We start from the raw sequence: 23,309 nt of genomic DNA on the forward strand, positions 1-23,309 counted from the left end.
CCGGGACTGCGACGACTCAAACGCGTATGAGCATGCCTATACCGAGACCGGGAATCGAGCGCTGGTGACGCCGATTGCTCGTCTCGGCAGAGTCTCTACCTAGAGGACGACAAGCTGAGCCGGGTCAGCCACATGCCGGTACGTCTGCCTTTATCGTCGGCGCGTCGATAAGTGGCTGGATCGGAACGCGTACGGTGCCTTCGGCGACGGGTTCTTCGAGTTCGTAGACAATCTCAACGGTTTCGCCCTGCGGTACCGGAGCCTGGATGTTGAACAGAGGGTGACCACGCTCCATTCCGGTGAAGCCGAATGCGGTGGTGCCGTTTACGGTCACCTTCTTCAACTTGGCGCCCTGTGTCGCAAGGAGCCCGACGTCGGTGAGATTTGTACCTATAGGAGCGCCTACCGGGTTATCGAACATTCCGGCGACGTAGTCGGTGTAATCGCCCGGAGGAAGGCCGTTGGTCAGCCGCACAGTTACCTTCGATTCGCGAGTGTCTCCGTCACACGATCCCGCTGTGTACTCGATCTCGCGCTCCAAGTAGTAGTCCAGCTTGTTTCCACCGAGGTTGTTGATCACCACGTGGGCATAAGGCGCGGGGTCATCGGGCACGACATGACCAAGAGGTGTAGTGGCGAGGACGTCTTGCTCCTCCGGGACGGAACTCCACACCGCAAGGCGGCCTTCGCCTGCCGCGCGTCCCAGAGCCTCGAGGAGTGCTTGCGGCCTGGAAATGCTGCCGGTCAGCTTCTTCACCACCGTTTGCGCAACCGTTTCCAGGTATGTCTTACGCGCTTTCTGGTCGTCGCCGAAACGTGCGTAGGCCGTGGATTCGGTCAGCTCCACCACGTTCTCCGCGGTGATCTTCTCACCGCCGGGGAGGGTTACATCCCCAACCACGTCGAGGACGTAACTCAGTGCGACGGGATCGGTCGCGATCGCACCGTCCACACGCTGGCCTGTCTCCTGCTGCCACATCGACTGCCAGATCTGGCCCGCATATGGGAAGTGCGGGCTTACATTGCTGTTACGAAAATCCTGTGTAGGGCGGCTGTGGCCATATGCACGCTGATAGTCGGGGCCGAGGTCGATCGGGTCGTAGTCGAACCGGAATTCCCGATTGCTCGTGACGTCATCGACGGAGATTGCACCATCGTTTGCGCGGATAACAGCGAAACCGCCGAGCAGTCCACCTGTGCCACGTGCTTCTGCGTTCGTCTGGAAACCGACGAAGTAACTACGCGGACCGTCCGCTCCGAGCATTGCGGGCGCGATCTGCGCCGCGAGCGACGTGTTGTTCAGCAGACCGGACAACTCGGACACCTGCTCCTGCAGGTCTACTCGTGCATCGTCGATCACGCCGAACCACGTGCTGTCGACATTCTGAGCCTGCTGGTCGAGATTGCTGATGGCCGCGGAGGTCGTCTCGAGGACGGGTGCGGCGTCCCGGAGGGCGGCGAGATTGATGCGTGCGCCGTCCAAAATCAACTGATCGGGAGAGACTGCACTGCCTGCATCGACCGCCGGCAGGAGGACCTGCTCTGTGAGACCGCTCACAATGGTGGTCATCTGGCGAGTGGAGTCGAACGGGCTGCCGAGGAATGGGACGGCGCCTGCGATGCGCCACGGCACCGAATCGACCGAACCCTGGGCGTCCTGGGCGTAATGATCGGCGTCGGCTGCGGCGACGCGGGCCTTGTCGGTATCGCCTGCGAGCAGAGCATCTTTCGCCTGTGTGGCGAAGTTCTGCGCCTTCTCCAGATTCGACTTCGCCTGCAGGCCTTCGTAACCCAGCCAACCGGCGAATCCGACGACCACGAGTGCGCCTATACCGCAGCCGATCTGCACGCGACGGCGCTTCGCGCGCTGGGCTGCGATCTCCTCGTCGGACAGACGCCTCCGTACCTTGCGTCGACGCCGTTCGGGCGAATGTGACTCACCGGTAACATCGTTCACGCCGCTTGTGCCCCCTTCGTGGTTTCCGTTCGAGACGATAACCCGATTCCGAACTGGCCGACCGTTCAAGTGGTGGGTAACCGTGACTGTAAGTAAACTTCTGCACGGTGATCGTGACAGTGGAGTTGGGAGGCTCCGTCCACGATCGCACGATAGGGGAGGATTCTGCACGTCCCCTGTCCTGAATTGTGTCGGGCGAGGGCGAGGGGAGCGTGGTGCATCTACTTCCGCTGTCCCCTAGTCAGCGGGGGCTCTGGTACGCGCAAGCTCTCCATCCCGATGTGCCCTTCACGATTGCCCAGTACGTAGAACTTCGGGGCGAGCTCGATCACGACCTCGTTCGTCAGGCATGTGTGCAGGGTGCGCGCGATGTGGAGTCGGGTTTCCTGTTCCTCGTCGAGAAGGAAGGGCTTCCGGAGCAGGTTGTCGATGTCGAGTTCGACGACGACGTCCCGTACGTGGATTTCCGCACGTGCGAGGATCCGGAAGCTGCGGCCCATCGGTGGATGAGCGAGCGATTCTCGCGGCCCATCGATCCGCTGCGCGACCGATTGATCGCGACGGCGTTGCTCCATATCGCCGACGGTCGTTACTTCCTGTCCAGCTACGTCCACCACATCGCTCTGGACGGGCACGGCGCGATGATCATGCTCAGCCGCTCCGCCGAGCTGTACTCGGCGTGGATTGCGGGGGAGGAGACACCGCCCGTCACGTCGATGCCCGTCGAGAAGATCGTCGAGTTCGAGGCTGCATACACGGGGTCGAAACGTCAGACCGTCGATCGCGCCCATTGGCTCGAGCGGCTCTCCGGCCTGCCCGAGCCGATTTCGCTCGCCGAGGGCGTCGCTCCGCCGAAGGCGCCGGCACGCCATGCCGGTGCCGAGCTGCTGTCCGAGGTCGCCGACGCCGTGACGGCTCTGGCCCACCACGCGAACTCGACCGACGTCCCCATCGTCGTCGCCGCCTTCGCCGCATTTCTGTCGCGCGCATGCGGCACCGACGATGTGGTGCTCACGCTCCCGGTCTCGGCGCGCACCACCGCGCCGCTGCGTCGCTCCGCCGGAGCCATCTCCAACGTCGTTCCGCTGCGGGTGCGCGTCGATCAGGCGGCGCCGGCCACCGATCTGATCCGCGACGTGCAGGTCGAGCTCACCGGCGCCCTGCGCCACCAGCGCTACCGCTACGAAGACATGCTGGCCGACCTGCGCGAGATGGGTCGCGAGCACAGCGAGACGCGCAACGCGTTCGGTCCCGTCGTCAACCTGATGATGTTCCACCCGCAGATCGCGTTCGGCGATGTCATCGGTGATTACCACGTGCAGTCCACCGGACCGGTCGACGACCTGTCGGTCAACGTCTACCCGGGCGTCGCCGGCCGCACGATGCGCGTCGATTTCGAGGCCAACCCCACTCTCTACAGCGGCGAACACCTCTCGTCGCTACACAGCCGTTTCCTCGGATTCCTGAAGCAGTTCGTGCAGAACGCGGGCGTCGCGGTGGGCGATCTCGCCCTCGCCGGCCCGGCCGAACTCGACGGCCTGGCGCCCGCCCGTGGCCGTACCGCGCCCGAGCCGGAACTGCTGCCCGACGTCCTCACCCGCCATGCCGCGAGCGACGCCGTCGCCGTCGTGGACGGGAGCGAGAGCATCACCTACCGCGAACTCGACGCTCACTCCCACACGCTCGCTCATGCGCTGGTCGCGGCGGGTGCCGCCCCCGAAGAACGCGTCGCCGTGCTGCTGCCGCGCTCGATCGACTCGGTGGTCGCACTGTGGGCCGTCGCCAAGACCGGCGCCGCCTACACCCCGCTCGACCCCGAACTTCCCGCCCGCCGCCTCGACCAGGTGCTGCGCGACGTGCGGATCGCCGTCGCCCACGACCGCCCGCCGCTGCCCGAGCACGTCACCCGCATCGCGCCGCCCGCCGACGTATCCGGCGAGACCTTCACGGCCGAGCATCGCCTGCTTCCGCTGCACATCGACAATGCGGCGTGGATCATCCACACCTCCGGCTCCACCGGCACCCCGAAGGCCGTCGCGGTGGGTCATCGCGGTGTATCGGCACTCGTGTCGACGCTGCGCGATCGCTACCGCGCCGACGAGGCGTCGCGCGTGCTGCACCTCGCCGCACCGTCCTTCGACGCGTCGTTGCAGGAACTGCTCCTCGCGTTCGATGCGGGCGCCACCGTGGTGATCTGCCCGCGCGACGCCGTCGGCGGACCGGCCCTTGCCACTCTGCTGCGCAGCGAAGCCGTCACCCACGCGATCACCGCACCGGCGATCCTCGCCGTCACTCCCGATGTCGGCCTGCCCGACCTGCAGGTTCTCGACGCCGGTGGCGAGGCATTGCCGCAGGCCGTGGTCGATCGCTGGTCCACCGGCCGCACCATGCTCAATGCCTACGGGCCCACCGAGACCACGATCCTCGCGACCCTCAGCGACCCCCTGCAGCCCGGCGCGGGCGTGCCCATCGGCCGGCCGATCGACGGCACCACCGCCGTGGTCCTCGACGCCCGCCTGCATCCCGTGCCCGCCGGCGTGATCGGCGAACTGTATCTCGGGGGACCGGGCGTGACGCGCGGCTACCTCGGCGCACCGGCCCTCACCGCCGAACGCTTCGTCGCCTCGCCGTTCGGCGGTCGCATGTACCGCACCGGCGACCGCGTCCGCTGGACCACCGACGGGCACCTCGAATTCCTGGGCCGTGCCGACCAGCAGGTGAAGATCCGGGGCTACCGCATCGAACTCGGTGAGATCGAATCCGCCCTCGTCACCGTCGACGAGGTGCAGGCCGCGACCGTCACCGTCCACGGCGACCACATCGCGGCCTACGTCGTGGGCGACGTCGCGCCCGCCGACCTCACCGTCCGCCTCGCCGACGAACTGCCCACCTATCTGCGGCCGTCGTCGATCACCGTGATCGACGCGCTGCCGCTCACGCCGGGCGGCAAGGTCGACCGGCGCGCGCTGCCCGCACCCGAACGTGCCGTGGCCGCCGGGTCGCGGCCGCCCAGCGGCCCGGCCGAGAAGATCGTCGCCGAGCTGTTCGCCGAGCTCACCGGCGTCGACGACATCGGGGCCGACGACGACTTCTTCGCGCTCGGCGGTCATTCGCTCGGCGCCGCCCAGCTCGCCGCACGCCTCGGTACCGCACTGGGCCGCGACGTGCAGTTGCGCGACGTGTTCGCCCACCCCACCGTCGCTCGTCTGGCAGCAGCCGCAGCGACGCGACCCGAATCGGAATCGCGACCCGTCGCCACTCCCGATGCCGGGCCGTCGCCGCTGGCCCCAGCGCAGCGCCGACTGTTCCTGCTCGCCCGGGCGCACGGCGACCCGGCTGCCTACCACCTGCCGTTCGCATTGCACCTCGACGGCGTCCTCGATCTGCCGGCGCTGCAGGCCGCGGTGGTGGACGTCCTCGACCGGCACGAAACCCTCCGCACGCTGTTCCGCCTCGACGCCGACGGCCCGGTACAGGACGTGCTGCCGCTCGATCGTGCCGTCGCCGGACTCGCCCTCGAACCCGAAGCCGCCGAGGGCGATGTCGAAGCGCTCATCACCGAGTGGGCCGCCGAACCGTTCGATCTCACCGCGCAGATCCCGTTCCGCATCCGTCTGCTGCGACTCGCCGACGACAAGCACGTGCTCGCCGTCGTCGCCCACCACATCGCGCTCGACGGTGCGTCGTTCGTGCCGCTCACCCTCGACGTCGCCACCGCCTATCTCGCCCGCACGGCGGGGGAGGCGCCCGCGTGGACGCCGCTGCCGCTGCACTACCGGCACTACGCGCGGTGGCATCTCGATCGCCTCGGCGATCCGGCGGCATCCGACACCCGTGCCGGTCGCGAGATCGGCTACTGGACACGCACACTCGACGGGCTCGCCGACGCGGCGCCGCTGCCCACCGACCGTCCCCGCAACGGCGGCTTCGGTCCCGCTGCGGCCGTGGACTTCACGGTGCCGGCCGAACAGGTCGCGGCACTGCGGGCCGTCGCCGCCGCACACGACGCCACCACCTTCATGGCCGTGCACGCCGCCGTCGCCGTGTGGCTCGCCGCCTGGACCTCCGGGCACGACATCGCCATCGGCACCGGAACGGCAGGTCGCGACCACCCCGACCTCGACGCGCTCGTCGGCATGTTCGTCGGCACCGTCACCCTGCGGACGAATGTCGACCCGGCCGAGCCGTTCACGTCGCTGCTCGCGCAGGCCCGCGACACCGACCTCGACGCCTTCGCACACGCCACCGTGCCGTTCGACTACGTCGTCGATGCCCTGGGCTTCTCGCCCTTCCACGTGATGCTCGCCTACGACAACGTGGACGTGCCCGACCTCGAACTGCCCGGGCTCACGGTACGGCCGCAGGAGATCGCCTCGGCGCAGGCACGATTCGACGTCGAGATCTCGCTGCGCGAACTGCGCGACGGATCGCTCACCGGCCGCCTCGTCTACGACACGAAGCTGTTCGACGACGACACCATCGCCCGCTGGGTGACCCGCCTCAGCGGAGTGCTCGCGCAGGTCGCGCAGCATCCGTCGCTGCCCGTGGGCGACCTCGACCTCGGCGCCCCGGCTGTCGAGGCTGCCGAACCCGGCCCGGAATCGACCTTCGCCGAGATCATCGACCGGTCCCCGGCCTGCGTGACCGAACCCGGGGGGCAGGCTGTCGAGATCCGCACGGCGGCACGACCGCTCGCGTGGACGCTCGTCGAGCGGGGTATCGGGACGGAAGATCGTGTGGCCGTCGTGCTCCCGCGGTCGACGCGTTCGGTGCTCGCCGCCGCGGCCGTCGCGCTGAGCGGCGCGGCCTTCGTGCCCGTCGATCCCGGCCAGCCCGCCGCGCGGATCGCCCAGTTGCTCGGCGCATCCGGCGCGCGGTACGCGATCGTCGACGGCGAGGTCGCGTTGCCCGACGGGGTCGAGCCGATCGCCTTCACCGTCGAGGGCGACATCCGCCCGATCACCGATGCCGATCGGGTGCGACCGCTGCGCCTCGACAACACCGCCTACGTCGTCTACACCTCGGGATCCACCGGCCGGCCCAAGGGCGTGGTGGTCTCGCACCGCGGACTCGGCCCGCTCGCGCAATCGTTCATCGAGCGCTTCGACCTGCCTGCTGCCTCCGGCACCGTCACCGACGCGCGGGTGCTGCACTTCGCGACCCCCGCCTTCGACGGCGCAGTGCTCGAATACGTCCTGGCGCTCACCGCCGGCGGCACGCTGGTGGCGGCGCCCGCCGACCTGTTCGGTGGCGACGAACTGGTGGAACTGCTTCGCGCCGAAGGCATCACCCACTGGTTCTCGACGCCCTCGGTGCCCACCCAGCTCGACCCCGCCGCACTCGACGCTCTCCGCACGATCGCGATCGGTGGCGAGGCGTGGCCGGTCGAGACCGCCGAACGCTGGGCACCCGGCCGCACCCTGCTCAACGTCTACGGACCCACCGAGACGACGGTGCTCGCCACCTCGAGCGAACCCTTCGCACCGGGCGACCGGCTCACCATCGGTACCGGCCTCGTCGGCGTCACCGCGGTGGTGCTCGGCGAACGCCTGCGGCCCGTGCCCGAAGGGGTGACGGGCGAGCTGTATCTCGGGGGGCAGGGCGTAGCCCGTGGGTATCTCGACGCACCGGCACTCACCGCCGACCGGTTCGTCGCGAACCCGTTCGGCGCCGGGCGCCTCTACCGCACAGGCGATCTCGTCCGCTGGACGGGACACGACGACGACCGCGCCCTCGAATTCGTCGGCCGCAGCGACCATCAGGTCAAGATCCGCGGTTTCCGCATCGAACTCGGCGAGATCGACGCGACCCTGCAGAACCACCCGGGCATCGGCACCGCCGTGACCGTGGTGCGCGGCGACACCCTCGCCACCTACGTGCACAGCCGCAACGACCGCCTCGACCCACACGAGATCCGCGAATGGGCCGCCGAGCGGCTGCCCCGGCACATGGTGCCCGCGACCGTCACCGTGCTCGACGCGCTGCCGCTCACCAGCACCGGCAAGATCGACCGCGCGGCCCTGCCCGAGCCGGTGCTCGCCGCGACCCGCACCGACGGATATCGCAGCGCCACCGAAGAACTCGTCGCCGGTGTCGTCGCCGACCTGCTCGATCTGCCGAACGTCGCCGGATCCGACGACTTCTTCGCTGTCGGCGGCAACTCGCTGCTCGCGACCCAGCTCGCGGCGCGTCTGCGGGGCGTCGCCGGTCGCCGGGTGGGTGTGCGCGACATCTTCGAGCACCCCACCGTCACCGAACTCGCGAACCTGCTCGCCGAGGAACCTGCGGGCGAGCACCTGCCGCTCGTGCACGTCGACGACGACAGCGACGCACCGCTCGCCCCCGCGCAGCAGCGCATGTGGCTGCTCAACCGGTTCGACCTGGCCGACCGCGCCGACGGCGGCGATCACATCGCCTTCGCGCTCGACCTCGACGCCGACACCGATCTCGACGCGGTGCGCGCGGCCGCCGCCACGGTGGTCGCACGCCACGACTCGCTGCGCACGGTCTTCCCCGACAGCCCGTCCGGCCCGCGCCGGCACGTGCTGCCGACGGTGACACTCGACCTCGAGCCCGTCGACCCCGGCACCGCCCTCGATGCGGAACTGGCCGAATTCGCCCGTGTGCTTTTCGATCTCACCGTCGACGCGCCGATCCGCACCCGCCTGTACCGGACGGACTCCGGTTACGTGCTCGCCGTGGTGATCGACCACATCGCCGCCGACGGCCTGTCGCTGCTGCCGCTCGGACGCGACGCCGTCACCGCCTATCGCGCCCACCGCGACGGGGAATCGCCGGACCTGCCGGCTCCGGCGGTCACCTACCGCGACTACGCGCGCTGGCACCGGGCCGTGCTCGGCGACGAGAACGACCCCGACAGTCTCGCGGCCCGGCAGCTCGCCTTCTGGAAACAGACCCTCGACGACGCGCCGCCGCTGCTCGCGCTGCCCACCGACCGTCCCCGCACCGCGGCGTCGACGGGCACCGCGGGTCGCGCGAGCTTCACGATCCCCGCCGAACTGCACGCCGCGATCGACAAGCTCGCCCGCGCCCACGACGTCACACCGTTCATGGTGCTGCACGCCGCGCTCGCGACGCTGCTCTCGGCGCTCGCCGCCACCGACGACGTCACCGTCGGCACCCCGGTCTCCGGACGCAGCGACGCCGCGGTCGACGACGTGGTGGGCATGTTCGTCGGCACCGTGCCGCTGCGGCTGCGGGTGCATCCGCGCCGCACCTTCGCCGACCTGCTCGCCGATACCCGCCGCGCCGACCTCGACGCCTTCGCCCACGCCGACGTGCCGTTCGACCGCATCGTCGACGCGGTGGGCGCCGGCACCGACGCCCACCACCCGTTGTTCCAGGTCATCCTGGCGTACGAGTCGTTCTCACTCGACGAGTTCACGCTGCCCGGCAGTTCCACGACGATCCGCGAGATCCCGGTGGGCACCGCCCGCGTCGACCTGGAGATGACCGTCCGGGAACGTCGTTCGGAGACCGGTGTACCGGCCGGCTTGGACACGATCCTGACGTACTCGGACGAACTTTTGGATTCGCACACGATTGTGCAGTGGCAGTCGTGGTTTGTGCGTATCCTCGACTCTGTTACCGCCGATCCGGCAGTGCCGGTCGGCGGTATCGAGTTGTGCGGCGCCGACTTCACCCCCGTCGGCGCCGCACAGCAACTTCCGGCCGAGTCGCTGCCCGAGCTGGTCGCGCAACGCGTGGCCGACGATCCCGAGGCCGTCGCCGTGGTGGGGGACGGGTACTCCCTCAGCTACGGCGCCCTGTGGTCGCGCTCGGGCGCGCTCGCCACACTCCTTCGTGAACACGGCGTCACCGCCGAGGACGTCGTCGCGGTCGCACTGCCGCGGACCCCCGAACTGGTCGTCGCGATCCTCGCCGTCTCCCGCGTCGGCGGCATCTACCTGCCCGTCGACGTCACGCATCCCGCCACGCGCCTGCAGGCCCTGCTCGACGACGCGCAACCCACCCTGGTGGTCACCGACAGCGACCTCACCGACATCCGTTTTCCCGCAGTGCGACTCGACGATCCGCAGGTGGCCGCCCGCCTCGACGACGGTGCCCTCTTCGATTTCCCGCTCGTCGCGGATCTCGGCGCCTACATCGTCTACACCTCAGGATCCACCGGCACCCCCAAGGGCGTGCAGGTGACGCACCGCAACGTGCTGTCGCTGCTCGCCGCGACCGTCGGCGAATTCGGGTTGCGCGCCGACGACGTGTGGACGCTGTTCCATTCGCCGGCCTTCGATTTCTCCGTGTGGGAGATGTGGGCGCCGCTGGGCACCGGTGCCCGCGTCGTCGTGGTCGACCACCTCACGGTGCGCGACCCGGCCGCCTTCGTCGACGTGCTCACCCGCCACCGCGTGACGGTGCTCAACCAGACCCCCACGGCGTTCTACCAGCTCGCCGCCACCGACCACGCGCCGCTCGACGACCTGCGGTTGCTGATCTTCGGCGGCGAAGCCCTCGACCCCGCGCGCGTACGCCCGTGGGTCGAGCGCCACCCGCACGTGCGGGCGGTCAACATGTTCGGCATCACCGAGACCACTGTGCACGTCACCTTCGGCGATGCCACCGCGACCGGCATCGGCGCGCCGCTGCCCGGTCTCGCCGTGGACGTGCTCGACTCGTCGCTGCGACCCGCACTTCCCGGCGCGATCGGCGAATTGTACGTGCGCGGAGACCAACTCGCGTGCGGCTACCGCGCACACCCCGGCCGGACCGCGACGCGGTTCGTCGCCGCCCCGGGTGGCGCCCGCCGCTACCGCACCGGCGACCTCGGACGCCGCGACAGCAGCGGTGCCCTGCACTATCTCGGGCGCGCCGACCAGCAGATCGAACTGCGTGGCTACCGCATCGAACCCGGCGAGATCGAAGCCGCCCTGCTGCGCAGCGAGGGTGTGCGCCAGGCGGTGGTGCTGCTGCGCGACGACCGGCTCGTCGCCTATCTCGTCGGCGGCGACGCTCCCGCCGTCCTGCGCGACCTGCGCCGCAGCCTGCCCGACTATCTCGTGCCGTCGGCCGCCGTGGTCCTCGACGCGCTGCCGCTCACCGCGAACGGCAAACTCGACCGCGCCGCGCTGCCCACCCCCGACATCACCGCCGGTGGGGGAGCGGCACCGCACGGGCCGGTCGAGGAGCTGGTCGCGGACCTGTGCGCCGAACTGCTCGGCATCGCCCCCGGCACCCTCGGCGCCGACGACGACTTCTTCCACCTCGGTGGCAACTCGCTGCTCGCCACGCGTCTCGCGGGCCGCCTGTCGGATGTGCTGGACACCGATGTCACCGTGAGAGACATCTTCGAGAACCGGACCATTGCGGCCTTGACCTCATATATAACCACTGGACGCGATACGCCCACTCGCCGTGTGCCTCTCGTCGCCGACCCGGACGCCCCGGCTCCGCTGTCGGCGGCGCAGCAACGCCTGTGGTTCATCAACCGCCTCGACCCGCAATCCCCGAGCTACAACCTGCCGTTCGCGGTGCGGCTCGAAGGGAACCTCGACATCGGTGCTCTCACCGCCGCCGTGGGCGACGTGCTCGAACGGCACCGCACGCTGCGCACCGTCTACCCCGCCGCCGACGAGTACACCGTGCTGCCCGCGGCACGCCCCGATCTCGAGCCGGTGGCCGTGCCCGAAGACGCCCTCGACGAGTTCGTCCGCGAATACGCCACCACCGGTTTCGATCTCACCGTCGAACCCCCGGCCCGCCTGCGGCTGTACCGGACGGCACCCGACCGGCACGTGCTGCTCGTCGTCCTGCACCACATCGCGGCCGACGGCTGGTCGCTCACACCGCTGCTGCGCGACATCGCCGTCGCCTACGAAGCCCGCCTCACCGGCGCGGCCCCCGAGCTGCCGGTGCTACCCGTGCAGTACACCGACTACGCGCGCCGGCAGCGCAGCATCGCCGACGAACAGATCCCGTACTGGCTGGACGAACTCGCCGGCCTGCCCGACGAGGTGACCCTGCCCGGCGACCGGCCGCGACCCGCACAACCCACCGGACACGGTGCCGCCCACACCGTCTCGCTCGACGCCGATCTCGTCCGCGGTCTGCACGCACTGGCCCGTGAGGGTCGCGCGACGGTGTTCATGGTGCTGCACGCCGCACTCGCGGCGCTGCTCGCGCGGCACGGTGCCGGTCGCGACATCCCCATCGGCACCGCCGTCTCCGGTCGCGGCGACCCGCAGCTCGACGACGTCGTCGGTATGTTTGCCGGCACCCTCGTGCTGCGCACCGACGTCGATCCCGGCGTCACCTTCGCCGACCTGCTCGCGCAGGTGCACCGCCGCGACCTCGCGGCCTACACGAACCCCGACGCGCCGTTCGAGACGCTCGTCGAGAAGCTGCAGCCCGCCCGCAGCGAAGCGCGGCACCCGCTGTTCCAGGTGGCGCTGTCGCAGGCGCGGCCCGTCGCCTCGACCTTCGCGCTGCCCGGCCTGACCGTCACGGCCGAGCCGGTCGACACCGAACACGTCAACGTCGACGTGCAGGTCACCGTCACCGAGCAGCAGAACGGTATCGACCTCGAATTCTTCTACAGCACAGACCTGTACGACGCCGACACCGTCGCCGCCTACGCCGATCGTCTGCGCGCGATCCTCAGCGCGGCCGTCGCGGATCCGGATGTGCGGGTCGGGGAGATCGACCTGCACGGCGACACTGCTCTGCCCGCCGTCGGTGCCACACCGGGTGCGCCGCGGTCGCTGCGGCAGTGGCTGGCGCAGGGTGCGGCCGCCGGTGGCGAGGAACTCGCGATCGTCGACGGCGACCGCGAACTGTCGTATCCCGAACTGCTCCACTACTCCGACGCTCTCGCTGCACGCCTGCAACTCTCCGGTGTGCGTCCGGGCGATCCGGTGGCGTGCGCCTACCCGCGCTCACTCGAATCGGTGCTCGCCGTGTGGGCCATCATCGGCGCCGGTGCCGCACCGATGCTCGTCGACCCCACCGCCCCCACCGCGCGCCTGGCCGAGATGCTCGCCGATGTGCGCGTGGGGGTCGGTGAAGCACCGGCACTTCCGGCGAACGTGCGGTGGCTCGAGGTGACCTCCGACGACGAGCATCCGCTCGCCGACGTCGTCGACCCCGCACCCGACGCCCCCGCCTACTTCGTCTTCACCTCCGGCACCACCGGAAATCCCAAGGCCGTCACCGTCACCCAGCGCGCCGCGAGCGTGTTCGCCGAGGACATCGGCGAATACATCGCGGCCGTCCCGGGCGATCGCGTACTGCACGTCGCGGCACCGTCGTTCGACGCCGCGATGCTCGAGATGCTCACCGCCGGCATCGCCGGCGCGACGCTCGTGGTGGCCGACCCCGACAGCTACGGCGGCGCCGCCCTCGGTGATCTGCTCGACAGCGCCGCCATCACCCACGCGATGATGACGCCCTCCACCCTCGCCACCGTGCCGGTGTGCGACCTGCCCGCCCTGCGCACCCTCGTGCTCGGCGGCGACCGCCTGACCCGCGAGATCGTCGACCGCTGGGGCGGCGGGCGCACTCTGATCAACAGCTACGGCCCGGCCGAGGCCACGATGTTCGTCACCAACTCGCAGCCCCTGCGCCCCGGCGACGACATCGTCATCGGCACCCCCGTCCGCGGCGTCACCGTCGAGGTGCTCGACGAGCGGCTGCGTCCCGTGCCCGCCGGTGTGGTCGGCGAACTGTACGTCTCGGGACCGCGACTCGCGTCGGGTTACCGCGACGCCGCCGCGCGCACGGCAGCGCGGTTCGTCGCCGGACCCGACGGCCGCCGCTACCGCACCGGCGACCTCGTGCGCTGGACCCGCGCCGGTGCGCTCGAGTTCGTGGGCCGCAGCGACAACCAGATCAAGCTGCGCGGCGTGCGCATCGAAACCGGCGAGATCGACACCGCCCTCGCCGCACTCGACGGCGTCGAACGGGCGGTGACCCGCGTGCGCGGAGGTCGCCTCGTCTCGTACGTCACCGGCGAGAACCTCGACGGCTCCGACCTGCAGGCGCAGCTGCGCAGCGTCCTGCCCGCACACCTCGTGCCCACCGCGATCGTGCCGCTCGCCGCGATCCCGCTCACCTCCCACGGCAAGGTCGACGCCGCCGCGCTGCCCGAACCCGTCGCCGGTGACGGCAGCGAACCGCGCACGGAGACCGAGGCACTCGTCGCCCGGATCATCGGCGACGTCCTCGGCGACGGTGCGACGGTGGGACGCACCGACGACTTCTTCGCCGTCGGCGGCAACTCGCTGCTCGCCACCGTCCTCGTCGGACGCCTGCGCGACGAGACCGGCACCGAGGTGCCGCTGCGCACCGTCTTCGCGAACCCCACCGTCGACGCACTCGCGGCCGCCCTCGACGCCGGTGGTTTCGACACCGGTGCCGGGCCCGTCGCGGTCTCGCCACGCCCGGCACGGATCCCACTCGGCCGCGCGCAGCGCCGCCTGTGGGGTCTGAGCTCCCTTGCCCCCGATGCATACCGGTTGCGCAGCGAGGTGAACCTGAGCGGACCGCTCGACCTCGGTGCCCTGCAGGCCGCGCTCGGCGACATCGCGCTGCGCCACGAGATCCTGCGCACCGACTACATCGTCGACGGCGACGGGGTGTACCAGCAGATCCACGAGGCGCCGCGCAGCGACCGGTGGCGCGTGCGACTCGAACGCACCGGCCCCGACCAGCACGTGCTGCACCTCGACGTCGACCATTCGATCGCCGACGGCACGTCGCTGCGACCGTTGCTGCGCGACCTCACCATCGCCTACCTCGCCCGCGTGAACGGCACGGCCCCGCAGTGGGAGCCGCTGCCGCTGCAGTACGCCGACTACGCCCTGTGGGAAGCCGAACGCGGCATCCCCGAACGCGACCTCGAGCACTGGCGCCGCGCCCTCGACGGACTGACCGTCACCGAACTGCCCGCCGACGCCCCCGGAACCGACACCGGGGCGCGCAGCGTCGACTTCACCGTGCCCGCCGAGGTGCGCGACGCGCTCGCCGAACTCGCCCGAGCGCACGGCGCCACCGAGTTCATGGTGCTGCACGCCGCGCTGTCCGTGCTGCTCGCGCGACTCGGCGGCAGCGACGACATCGCCGTCGCCGCCGTGGTGGGCGGACGCCGCTGGGCGCAGCTCGAAGAGCTCGTCGGACCGTTCCTCGACACGCTCGTGCTGCGCGCCCGCGTGGCCCCCGACATGTCGTTCACCGGGTTGCTCGGCCAGGTCCGCGATTTCGACGTCGCCGCCTTCGACCACGTGACCGTGCCCTACGAGCAGCTGCTGTCGGAGCGGCAGAGCGGAGCACCGCAGGTCGCGCTGGCGTTGCAGGACTTCGGTACCGGCCCGATCACCCTCGGGGAGCTCACCGTCGAGGCCCGCGAAATCCTCGACGACACACCGAAGTTCGACCTGCAGTTCACCCTCGCCCCGCGCCCCGGCGGCTACACCGGCACGCTCGTGTTCGACGCCGCCCGCTTCACCGGCTGCACCGCCGAACTGCTCGCCACCCGATTCGTCGCGCTCCTCGAGGCCGTGGCCGGCGCACCCGGCAGCACCATCGGTGAAGTGGCGGTCGACATCCCGGCGCCCGCCCTCGACGGCGGCGAACCCGCCCCGGCACGCACGCTCGCCGAGATGCTGCGTGCCACCGCCGCCGCACATCCCGATCGCGAGGCCCTGCGCGGCGACGGCGAATCGCTCACCTACCGCGAACTCGACGAGCAGTCCGACACCCTCGCCGCCCAGTTGCGGGCCGAGGGCGCGCGGGACGGCCGGATCGTGCGCATCGACGCCCCGCGCAGCGTCGACTACATCCGCACCCTGTGGGCCATCACCAAGACCGGTGCGGCCTTCACGCATTCGCGGCAGGCGGGGGAGACGTGCCTGCCCGGCACCGCCTACGTCGTGTCCACCTCCGGCTCCACCGGCACCCCGAAGCGGGTCGCGGTGACGCACCGCGGACTCGCCCCGCTCGCCGCCGAAGCGGCCGAGCGCTACCGGGTGGAGCCCGGCGACCGCGTGCTGCACGGCTATTCACCCGAGTTCGACGCGGCACTGCTAGAACTGCTGCTCGCCCACACCACCGGCGCGACCCTCGTCATCGCACCCCCGGACGTGTATGCGGGCCAGGACCTGCACCGCTACCTCGCCGAGCAGCGCATCACCCACTACCTGTCGACCCCCACCGTGCTCGGCACCCTCGACCCCGAGGGTCTGCCCGACCTGAAGGTCGTCGCCTCCGGAGGCGAATCGCTGTCGCCGTCGCTCGCGGCACGCTGGGCCGACGGCCGCGTGATGCTCGACGCGTACGGGCCGACCGAGGCCACGATCGTCGCGACCCTCGTCGACATCGAACCCGGCACCCGCCCGAGCATCGGTAAGCCCGTGCCCGGCACCGTCGCCCACGTGCTCGACGCGCGACTGCGTCCCGTCCCGGCCGGCGCCGTCGGCGAGCTGTACCTCGCCGGTGACGGCCTCGCCGCCGGTTACCTCGACGACCCGGCCCGCACCGCCGAACGCTTCGTCGCCGCCCCCGGCGGTGCACGCATGTACCGCACGGGCGACCGCGTCCACCGTCGCGTCGACGACACCCTCGGCTATCTCGGCCGCACCGACCGCCAGCTCAAGGTGCGCGGCGTGCGCATCGAACCCGGCGAACTCGAGGCGACGCTGCTCGCCCAGCCCGGCATCCGGCAGGCCGCGGTGGTCGCGGTGGCGGGCACGCTCGTCGCCTTTGCGGCCGGCCCGGACCTGTCGGCCGACGACATCACCGCGCGCGTCGCGCTCGTCGTGCCGCCGCACCGCATGCCCACCCGCGTGCACGTGCTCGACCAGCTGCCACTCACACCCAACGGCAAACTCGACGTCGCTGCCCTCGAACTGCACGACGCCGCCGCACTCGACGACGATGCCGCCCTCGACCGGCCCCTCACCGACGCCGAGGACCTCGTGGTCACCGTCGCCGAGGACGTGCTCGGTGCCCGTCCGGCCGCGCACCGCGGGTTCTTCACCGCCGGCGGCGACTCGCTCTCGGCCGTCGTCTTCGCCGCGCGGCTGAGCGAGGTGTTCGGCACCGACGTGCCGGTGCGCGAGGTGCTGGCCGCCCCCACCCTCGCTGCGCTCGCCGCCCGCATCGAATCCGGCGACGACCACCGCATCGCGCTGCGCCGCTACGACGACGACACCCCGCCGCCCATCGCCCCCGCGCAGCGCCGCCTCGGCATCGTCGCGCGCGCCGAGACCGGCACCGCCGGCTATCTCGTGCCGGTCGTGCTGTCGCTGACCGGCGACCTCGACGTCGACGCCCTCACCGCCGCGGTGAGCGACGTCGTCGACCGGCACCGCGTGCTGCGCACCGCCTTCATCGGCGACGTGCAGGTGCCCGTCGACCCGCCGGTGCTCGAACACTCCGCGCCGGACGATGTCGCCGCGGCCGTGACCGCCACGATCACGACCCCCTTCGACATCACCGCGCAGGCGCCGCTGCGGATCCGGTTGTTCGACGCCGAACCCGGCCGACGGGTGCTCGCCGCCGCCGTGCACCACATCGCGTTCGACGGCGCGTCCGTCGCACCGCTGCTCACCGATCTGGCCGTCGCCTACGCCGCGCGTCGCGGGGGAGCGGCACCGGTCTTCGAGCCGCTGCCCGTCACCTACGGCGACTACGCCCGCTGGCAGCACGAACTGCTCGGCGACGCCACCGATCCGGGCTCGCTCGCGGCCCGCCAACTCGGCTACTGGACAACCACACTCGCCGGCCTGCCCGACAGCCCGCTGCCACTGCCCGCCGACCGGCCGCGCCCCGCGCAGCCGAGCCACCGTGGCGCGCAGATCGTCTCGACCCTCGACGCCGAGACCCATCGTCGCCTGCGGGAGGTGGCGCGCAGCCACGACGTGACGGTGTTCATGCTCGTCCACGCCGTCTTCGCCGCGATGCTCGCGCGTCGCAGCGGACGTACCGACATCGCCGTCGGCACAGCGATCGCGGGTCGCACGGATGCGCGCCTCGACCGGCTCGTCGGCATGTTCGTCGGCACCGTGGTGCTGCGCACCGCCGTCGACCCGTCCCGGCCGTTCACCGAACTGCTGCGCGAGGTGCGGGCCACCGATCTCGGGGCACTCGCGCACGCCGACGTGCCGTTCGACGAGGTCGTCGCCCGGCTCGCGCCGCGCCGCGATCCGTCGTACAGCCCGCTCTTCCAGGTGCTGCTCACGCACCGCGTCGAGGTCGGGGAGACGCTGCCGCAGTTGCCGGAAGTGCAGGTCGCCGACACCGATGCCGGGGAACCGGCCGCGCAGTTCGATGTGGTCCTCGAACTCGTCGAACGCGAGGCCGGACTGGACCTGCGCTTCGTTTACGCGACGGATCTGTTCGACGCCACCACCGGCGACGCGATGCTCACCGACCTCGTCGCGATGCTCGCCGCCGCGCTCGCCGAACCCGAGCGTGCCGTCGGCGATCTCGCCGTGCCGGTGCCCGCGCCGCTGTCGGCGCCCGCCGTCGAGCCGCGCACCCTGCCCGAGATCCTCGCGACCAGCGTCGACCGGCATCGCGGACGCATCGCGGTGCGTTCCGGCACCGTCGCGTGGACCTACGGCGGACTCGACGCCCGCGCCGACGAGATCGCCTCCGTGCTCGCCTCGCACGGCGTGCGACGCGGAGACCTCGTGGCGATCGCGGTGCCGCGCAGCGAGTACTGGCCGCTCGCCGTCTGGGCGATCACGAAACTCGGTGCGGCCTGGGTGTCGGTCGACCTCACCCAGCCCCACGCGCGCAGCGCCGCGATCCTCGCCGGCTCCGGTGCCCGCATCGGCCTGACCGTCGGCGACCGCGAACTCGGCCACGTGACGTGGATCGACCTCACCGCCGACCGCAGCATCGACTTCGACGCCGTCGAACCACCGCGCCCCGCAGTGACATCCGGCGATCTCGCCTACACGATCTACACATCCGGCACCACGGGCACCCCCAAGGGCGTCGACGTCACCCATCGCGGACTCGCGGCGCTGCTCGACGTCCAGAGCACTCTGCTCGATCTCGGACCGGAATCGCGTGTACTGCAGGTCGCCTCGCACACCTTCGACGCCGCGATCTTCGAACTGCTCTCCGCCCACGCGCACGGCGGCGCCCTCGTCATCGCCCCCGATCACACCTTCGCCGGGGAACCCTTGCAGGAGTTGATCGTCGACGAGCGCGTCACACACCTCAACCTCACGCCCACCGTGCTCGGCACACTCGACCCCGAGGCGTTCGAGCCCACGACGATCGTCGCCGCAGGTGAATCGCTGCCCGGTGCGCTGGTGGGCCGCTGGTCGCGGCACCGGATCGTCAACGGTTACGGGCCCACCGAGTTCACCGTCGCCGTCTCGTATTCCGCTCCGCTGAGCGGCGACGAGAAGCCGGGCATCGGCACGCCCGTCGCCGGTGCCGGCGCCTACGTGCTCGACTCGCGCCTGCACCCCGTGCCGCGCGGCACCGTCGGCGAACTCTACGTGACCGGCGACAGCACCGCCCGCGGGTACCGCTACGAATCCGGTCTCACCGCAACGCGATTCGTCGCCGACCCGTTCGGCGGCGGCGGGTCGCGGCTGTACCGCACGGGCGACCTGGTTCGGATCCTGCCGAACGGGGTACTGGATCACGTGGCCCGCATCGACGATCAGGTGAAGATCCACGGGATCCGCATCGAACCCGCCGAGGTCGACGCCGCGCTGCTGACCCGCCCCGGCATCGCCGCGGCCGTCACCGTGCCGCATCCCGGACGGGCCGGAGACACCGTGCTCGTCTCCTACATTCAGCCCGAGACCGGCACCGCACCCGACCTCGCCGCACTGCGCCGCGCGCTCGTCGCCGAGCTGCCCCGGCACCTGCGGCCGGCGAGCATCACCGTCGTCGACGCGTTGCCGCTGTTGCCGTCCGGCAAGGTCGACCGTGCGTCGCTGCCCGAACCCGACGGCACGACCGACGAACCGCTCGTGGCGCCGCAGGGACGCATCGCGCAGACCGTCGCCGCAGTGTTCGCCGCCCACCTCGACCTGCCCGTCGACGAGATCTCCGCCGACCGCGGATTCTTCGACCTCGGAGGCAGTTCCATCGGCGCCGTCGGTGTGGCCGGTGAGCTGCGCGATGCCCTCGACACCGACGTCCCCGTCGAATGGCTGTTCACCAGTCCGGATCTCGCCGCTCTCGCCGACCGCATCGAATACGGCCGCAGTAACGACGAGCGCGACCCGCTCGGCAGCATCGTCGAGATCGCCGGTCGCGGCGACGAACGGCCCCCGCTGTTCTGCGTGCACCCCATCAGCGGACTCGCCTGGATGTACGCAGGATTGGCGCCTCATCTGGGCGGCCGCACCGTCTACGGTCTGCAGGCAACGGGCTTCGACGACATTCCGGACAGCATCGGCGAACTCGCCGCGCGGTATGTGGCCGAGATCCGTAAGGTGAGCGCCGATGGTCCCTACCACCTGCTGGGCTGGTCGGTGGGCGGCACCATCGCACACGAGATGGCTGTGCAAATACGCGAGCGCGGTGAGCAGGTCGGTGCGGTAGTGCTGCTCGACACCCTCACACCCGAGACCTTGCCTGCCGAGTCCCACCCCGCGGCAGAGAACGTGCCCGACATCGCCGGGCTGCCCGAAGAACTCGTCGCCGAAGTCCGCCGTCGCACCGACGCCGCCGCGCAGGCCGTCGAAACCGCGGTGCGCAGGCACACCCTCAGTGAATACGACGGCGATATCGACCTGGTGGTCGCCGCACCCGATCTCGACCGGCACCCAGATCTCGTTGCCACCTGGCAGCGATATGTGCGCGGTCTCGTCGTCGAACATCCGGTGCCGTTCACGCACTCGGAACTGGCCGATCCGGACGCGGTGCGTGCGATCGGCCCGGTGCTCGACAGCGTGCTCGAGCGCCACGACGACCCCCACACCGCGCCCACCGGGTGCGCACGCAGTGTTACCGCAACGAGGGAGACGCCCTGATGGAAGTACATGATTACCTGCGAATTCTGCAGGCGAGGTGGAAGATCGTCGCCGTCACGACGGTGGTGGCGGTTCTTGCCGCACTCGGCGCCTCCCTGCTGACCACGCCGCAATACGAAGCCAAGACACGGCTGTTCGTGTCGACCTCGTCGGGCGCGTCGGTGCAGGAGATCTACCAGGGCAACCTGTTCTCGCAGCAGCGCGTCACCTCCTACACCCAACTGCTCGAAGGCACCACCCTCGCGCAGCGCACCCTCGACACGCTCGGTCTGGGCGACCTGTCGGCCGTCGACCTCGCCGGCAAGGTCACCGCCTCGTCGACCCCCGACACGGTGCTCATCGACACCGCCGTCACCGACGAGTCGCCGGAGCGTGCCCGCGACCTCGCCAACGCACTGTCGGACGAATTCGTCGTCATGGCACGTGAACTGGAGACCCCCGAGGACGGCGGCCCGCCCACCGCCCGCGTGGTGGTCGAGCAGTACGCGGCCACTCCGTCGTCGCCGGTGACGCCGAAGACCACGCGGAACGTCGCTCTGGGCCTGGCCGTCGGTCTGCTGCTCGGTATCGCCCTCGCGGTGCTGCGCGACCGCCTCGACAACACCATCAAGGACCGCAGTGCCGTCGAGGAACTCGCCGGCACCGGTGTGGTGGGTGTGATCCCGCTCGACAAGGCCCGGCACGAGGACCCGGCGATCGTGTTCGCCGACGCCAACAGCGGCGACGCCGAGGCCTACCGCGAGATGCGGACCAACCTGCAGTTCCTCGAGGTAGACAACCCGCCGCGCGCGATCGTCATCACCAGCTCGCTGCCCGGTGAGGGCAAGACCACCACGGCCGTCAACACGGCTCTCGTGCTCGCCGAGGCCGGCCACTCCGTGGTGCTCGTCGAGGCCGACCTGCGCCGTCCGCGCGTGACGAAGTACCTCGGCACGCTCGGCGACGCCGGCCTGTCGACCGTGCTGGCGAACCAGGCCACCCTCGAGGACGTGCTCCAGCCGACCCGCTTCGACGGCATGTGGGTGCTCGCCGCCGGCGGACTGCCGCCCAACCCGTCCGAGCTTCTCGGGTCCGCGCACGCCCGCGAGGTCATCGAAGACCTGCGGTCGCGCTTCGACTACGTCATCATCGACGCGCCGCCGCTGCTGCCCGTCACCGACGCGGCGATCCTGACGAACATCGCCGACGGCGCGCTGCTCATCGCGCGCTACGGCAAGACCACCCGCGAGCAGTTCGCGCGGGCCGTCGGCAACCTGCGTGCGGTCAACGCCCCCGTGCTGGGCACGATCCTCGCGATGACCCCCACCAAGGGTCGCGGCACGGCCTACGAGTATCGGTACTACTACAGCTCCGACAAGGACGGAGCCGCTCCGGCCGCCCGGACGAGCACGCCGGCGGCGCAGCGCGTCGATCCGTCGGGGCAGACCGCACCGGCATCTCGGACGGCCCCGGCACCTCGGCCGGCCGAGCCGGCGCGAGAGGCACAGCCGGCACACTCGGCACAGCCGTCGCAGCCGACCCCGTCGGCGCCCGCCCAGGAAACGGCCCGGCCGCAGAACGGGCACCGTCACGTCGAGCCGCCGGCCACGCAGGCCTACCCGGCGCCGAGCAACGACGCCTACCACTACCGCGCCGCGGAGCAGTTCCCGCCCGCGCCGCAGCCCGCCTCGGAGCGCTACGGCAGCGAGCCCTACCAGGCGCCGCAGGCGTACTCCTCCGCCGAGCCGCTGTCGCGACCCGTGGTGCACGCACCGCGGCGCCCGGTGAACGATTCAGGAACGGAGACCGGCGAGGAGAGGTAGCAGCAGGTCGGCGATCTCGGATCCGACCGCGACGAACGTCTCCTCGTCGCGGCCGATCGGGTCGACGATGTCCTCCGGCCCGGGCGCAGACATCTGCGCCCGGGCCGTCGCCAATTCTGCGACGGTCTGTGCTCCGGTGGCCTCGTGCAGCCGGGCCGCCTCACGCAGAGTGAACGTCGCGCGCATCCTGCGCGGCGCGAGCTGGATCACCTTGGCCCGGTGCCGCTCGCTCATCGTGATGATCATGTCGGAGTCCTCCGCGATCTGCGGTGTGATCCGACGCGCGGCGAAACCGTCCGGATCGCCTCCGAGCTGCTGCAACACGAGTGCTGCGGTGGGTTCCATGCCGTAGCCGACCATGGCCCGGGTGCCGGCGCTGTGCGCCGAGAGATCGTCGCGGCCGACCTCGGACGCGTACGCGGTGGTCAGCCTCTCTGCGGTCGGTGAGCGGCAGATGTTTCCGGTACACACATAGAGAATCCGCATCCGGCGATCCTATGGGAGACGCCTTCGGGGTGCTCGGTCCCGGTGTACGTCACCCGAACGGCCCTGGTGACTCGCCGGTAACGT

General features: G+C 70.8%; 4 protein-coding genes. 2 read left to right on the top strand and 2 right to left on the bottom strand.

The annotated features are described in order from the left end of the window. Positions 1-124: 124 nt before the first annotated feature. Entirely contained in the window at positions 125-1,957 is a 1,833-nt protein-coding gene (locus EQ874_RS04735; protein WP_129975853.1) for a DUF4012 domain-containing protein, read from the bottom strand. Positions 1,958-2,238: 281 nt separating this feature from the next. Here EQ874_RS04735 and EQ874_RS04740 point away from each other — a divergent pair, with 281 nt between their 5' ends. Together EQ874_RS04740 and EQ874_RS04745 are read left to right on the top strand one after the other, a co-directional pair. Beyond that, positions 2,239-20,937, top strand: coding sequence for a non-ribosomal peptide synthetase (locus tag EQ874_RS04740; protein ID WP_242496642.1), 18,699 nt, complete (start codon positions 2,239-2,241; stop codon positions 20,935-20,937). Beyond that, positions 20,937-22,739, top strand: a complete 1,803-nt coding sequence (locus EQ874_RS04745; RefSeq protein WP_129975855.1) for a polysaccharide biosynthesis tyrosine autokinase — start codon at positions 20,937-20,939, stop codon at positions 22,737-22,739. Before EQ874_RS04740 ends, EQ874_RS04745 begins: the two co-directional genes overlap by 1 nt. Here the strand turns inward: EQ874_RS04745 and EQ874_RS04750 are convergent. Further along, positions 22,710-23,225: a protein tyrosine phosphatase gene (locus EQ874_RS04750; RefSeq protein ID WP_064064738.1), complete on the bottom strand. Its 516-nt coding sequence runs from the start codon at positions 23,223-23,225 to the stop codon at positions 22,710-22,712. The two genes, EQ874_RS04745 and EQ874_RS04750, sit on opposite strands and share 30 nt — an antisense overlap. Between the last annotated feature and the right edge of the window lie 84 nt (positions 23,226-23,309).

Origin of the sequence: Rhodococcus sp. Q1, from assembly GCF_004153645.1 — a bacterium.
Taxonomy (GTDB): Bacteria; Actinomycetota; Actinomycetes; order Mycobacteriales; family Mycobacteriaceae; genus Rhodococcus; species Rhodococcus gordoniae.

What these genes read in the sequence shown, in the direction of transcription:
- EQ874_RS04745 (WP_129975855.1), top strand. Translation starts at nt 20,937, where the DNA reads ATGGAAGTACATGATTACCTGCGAATTCTGCAGGCGAGGTGGAAGATC.
- EQ874_RS04750 (WP_064064738.1), bottom strand. Translation starts at nt 23,225, where the DNA reads ATGCGGATTCTCTATGTGTGTACCGGAAACATCTGCCGCTCACCGACC.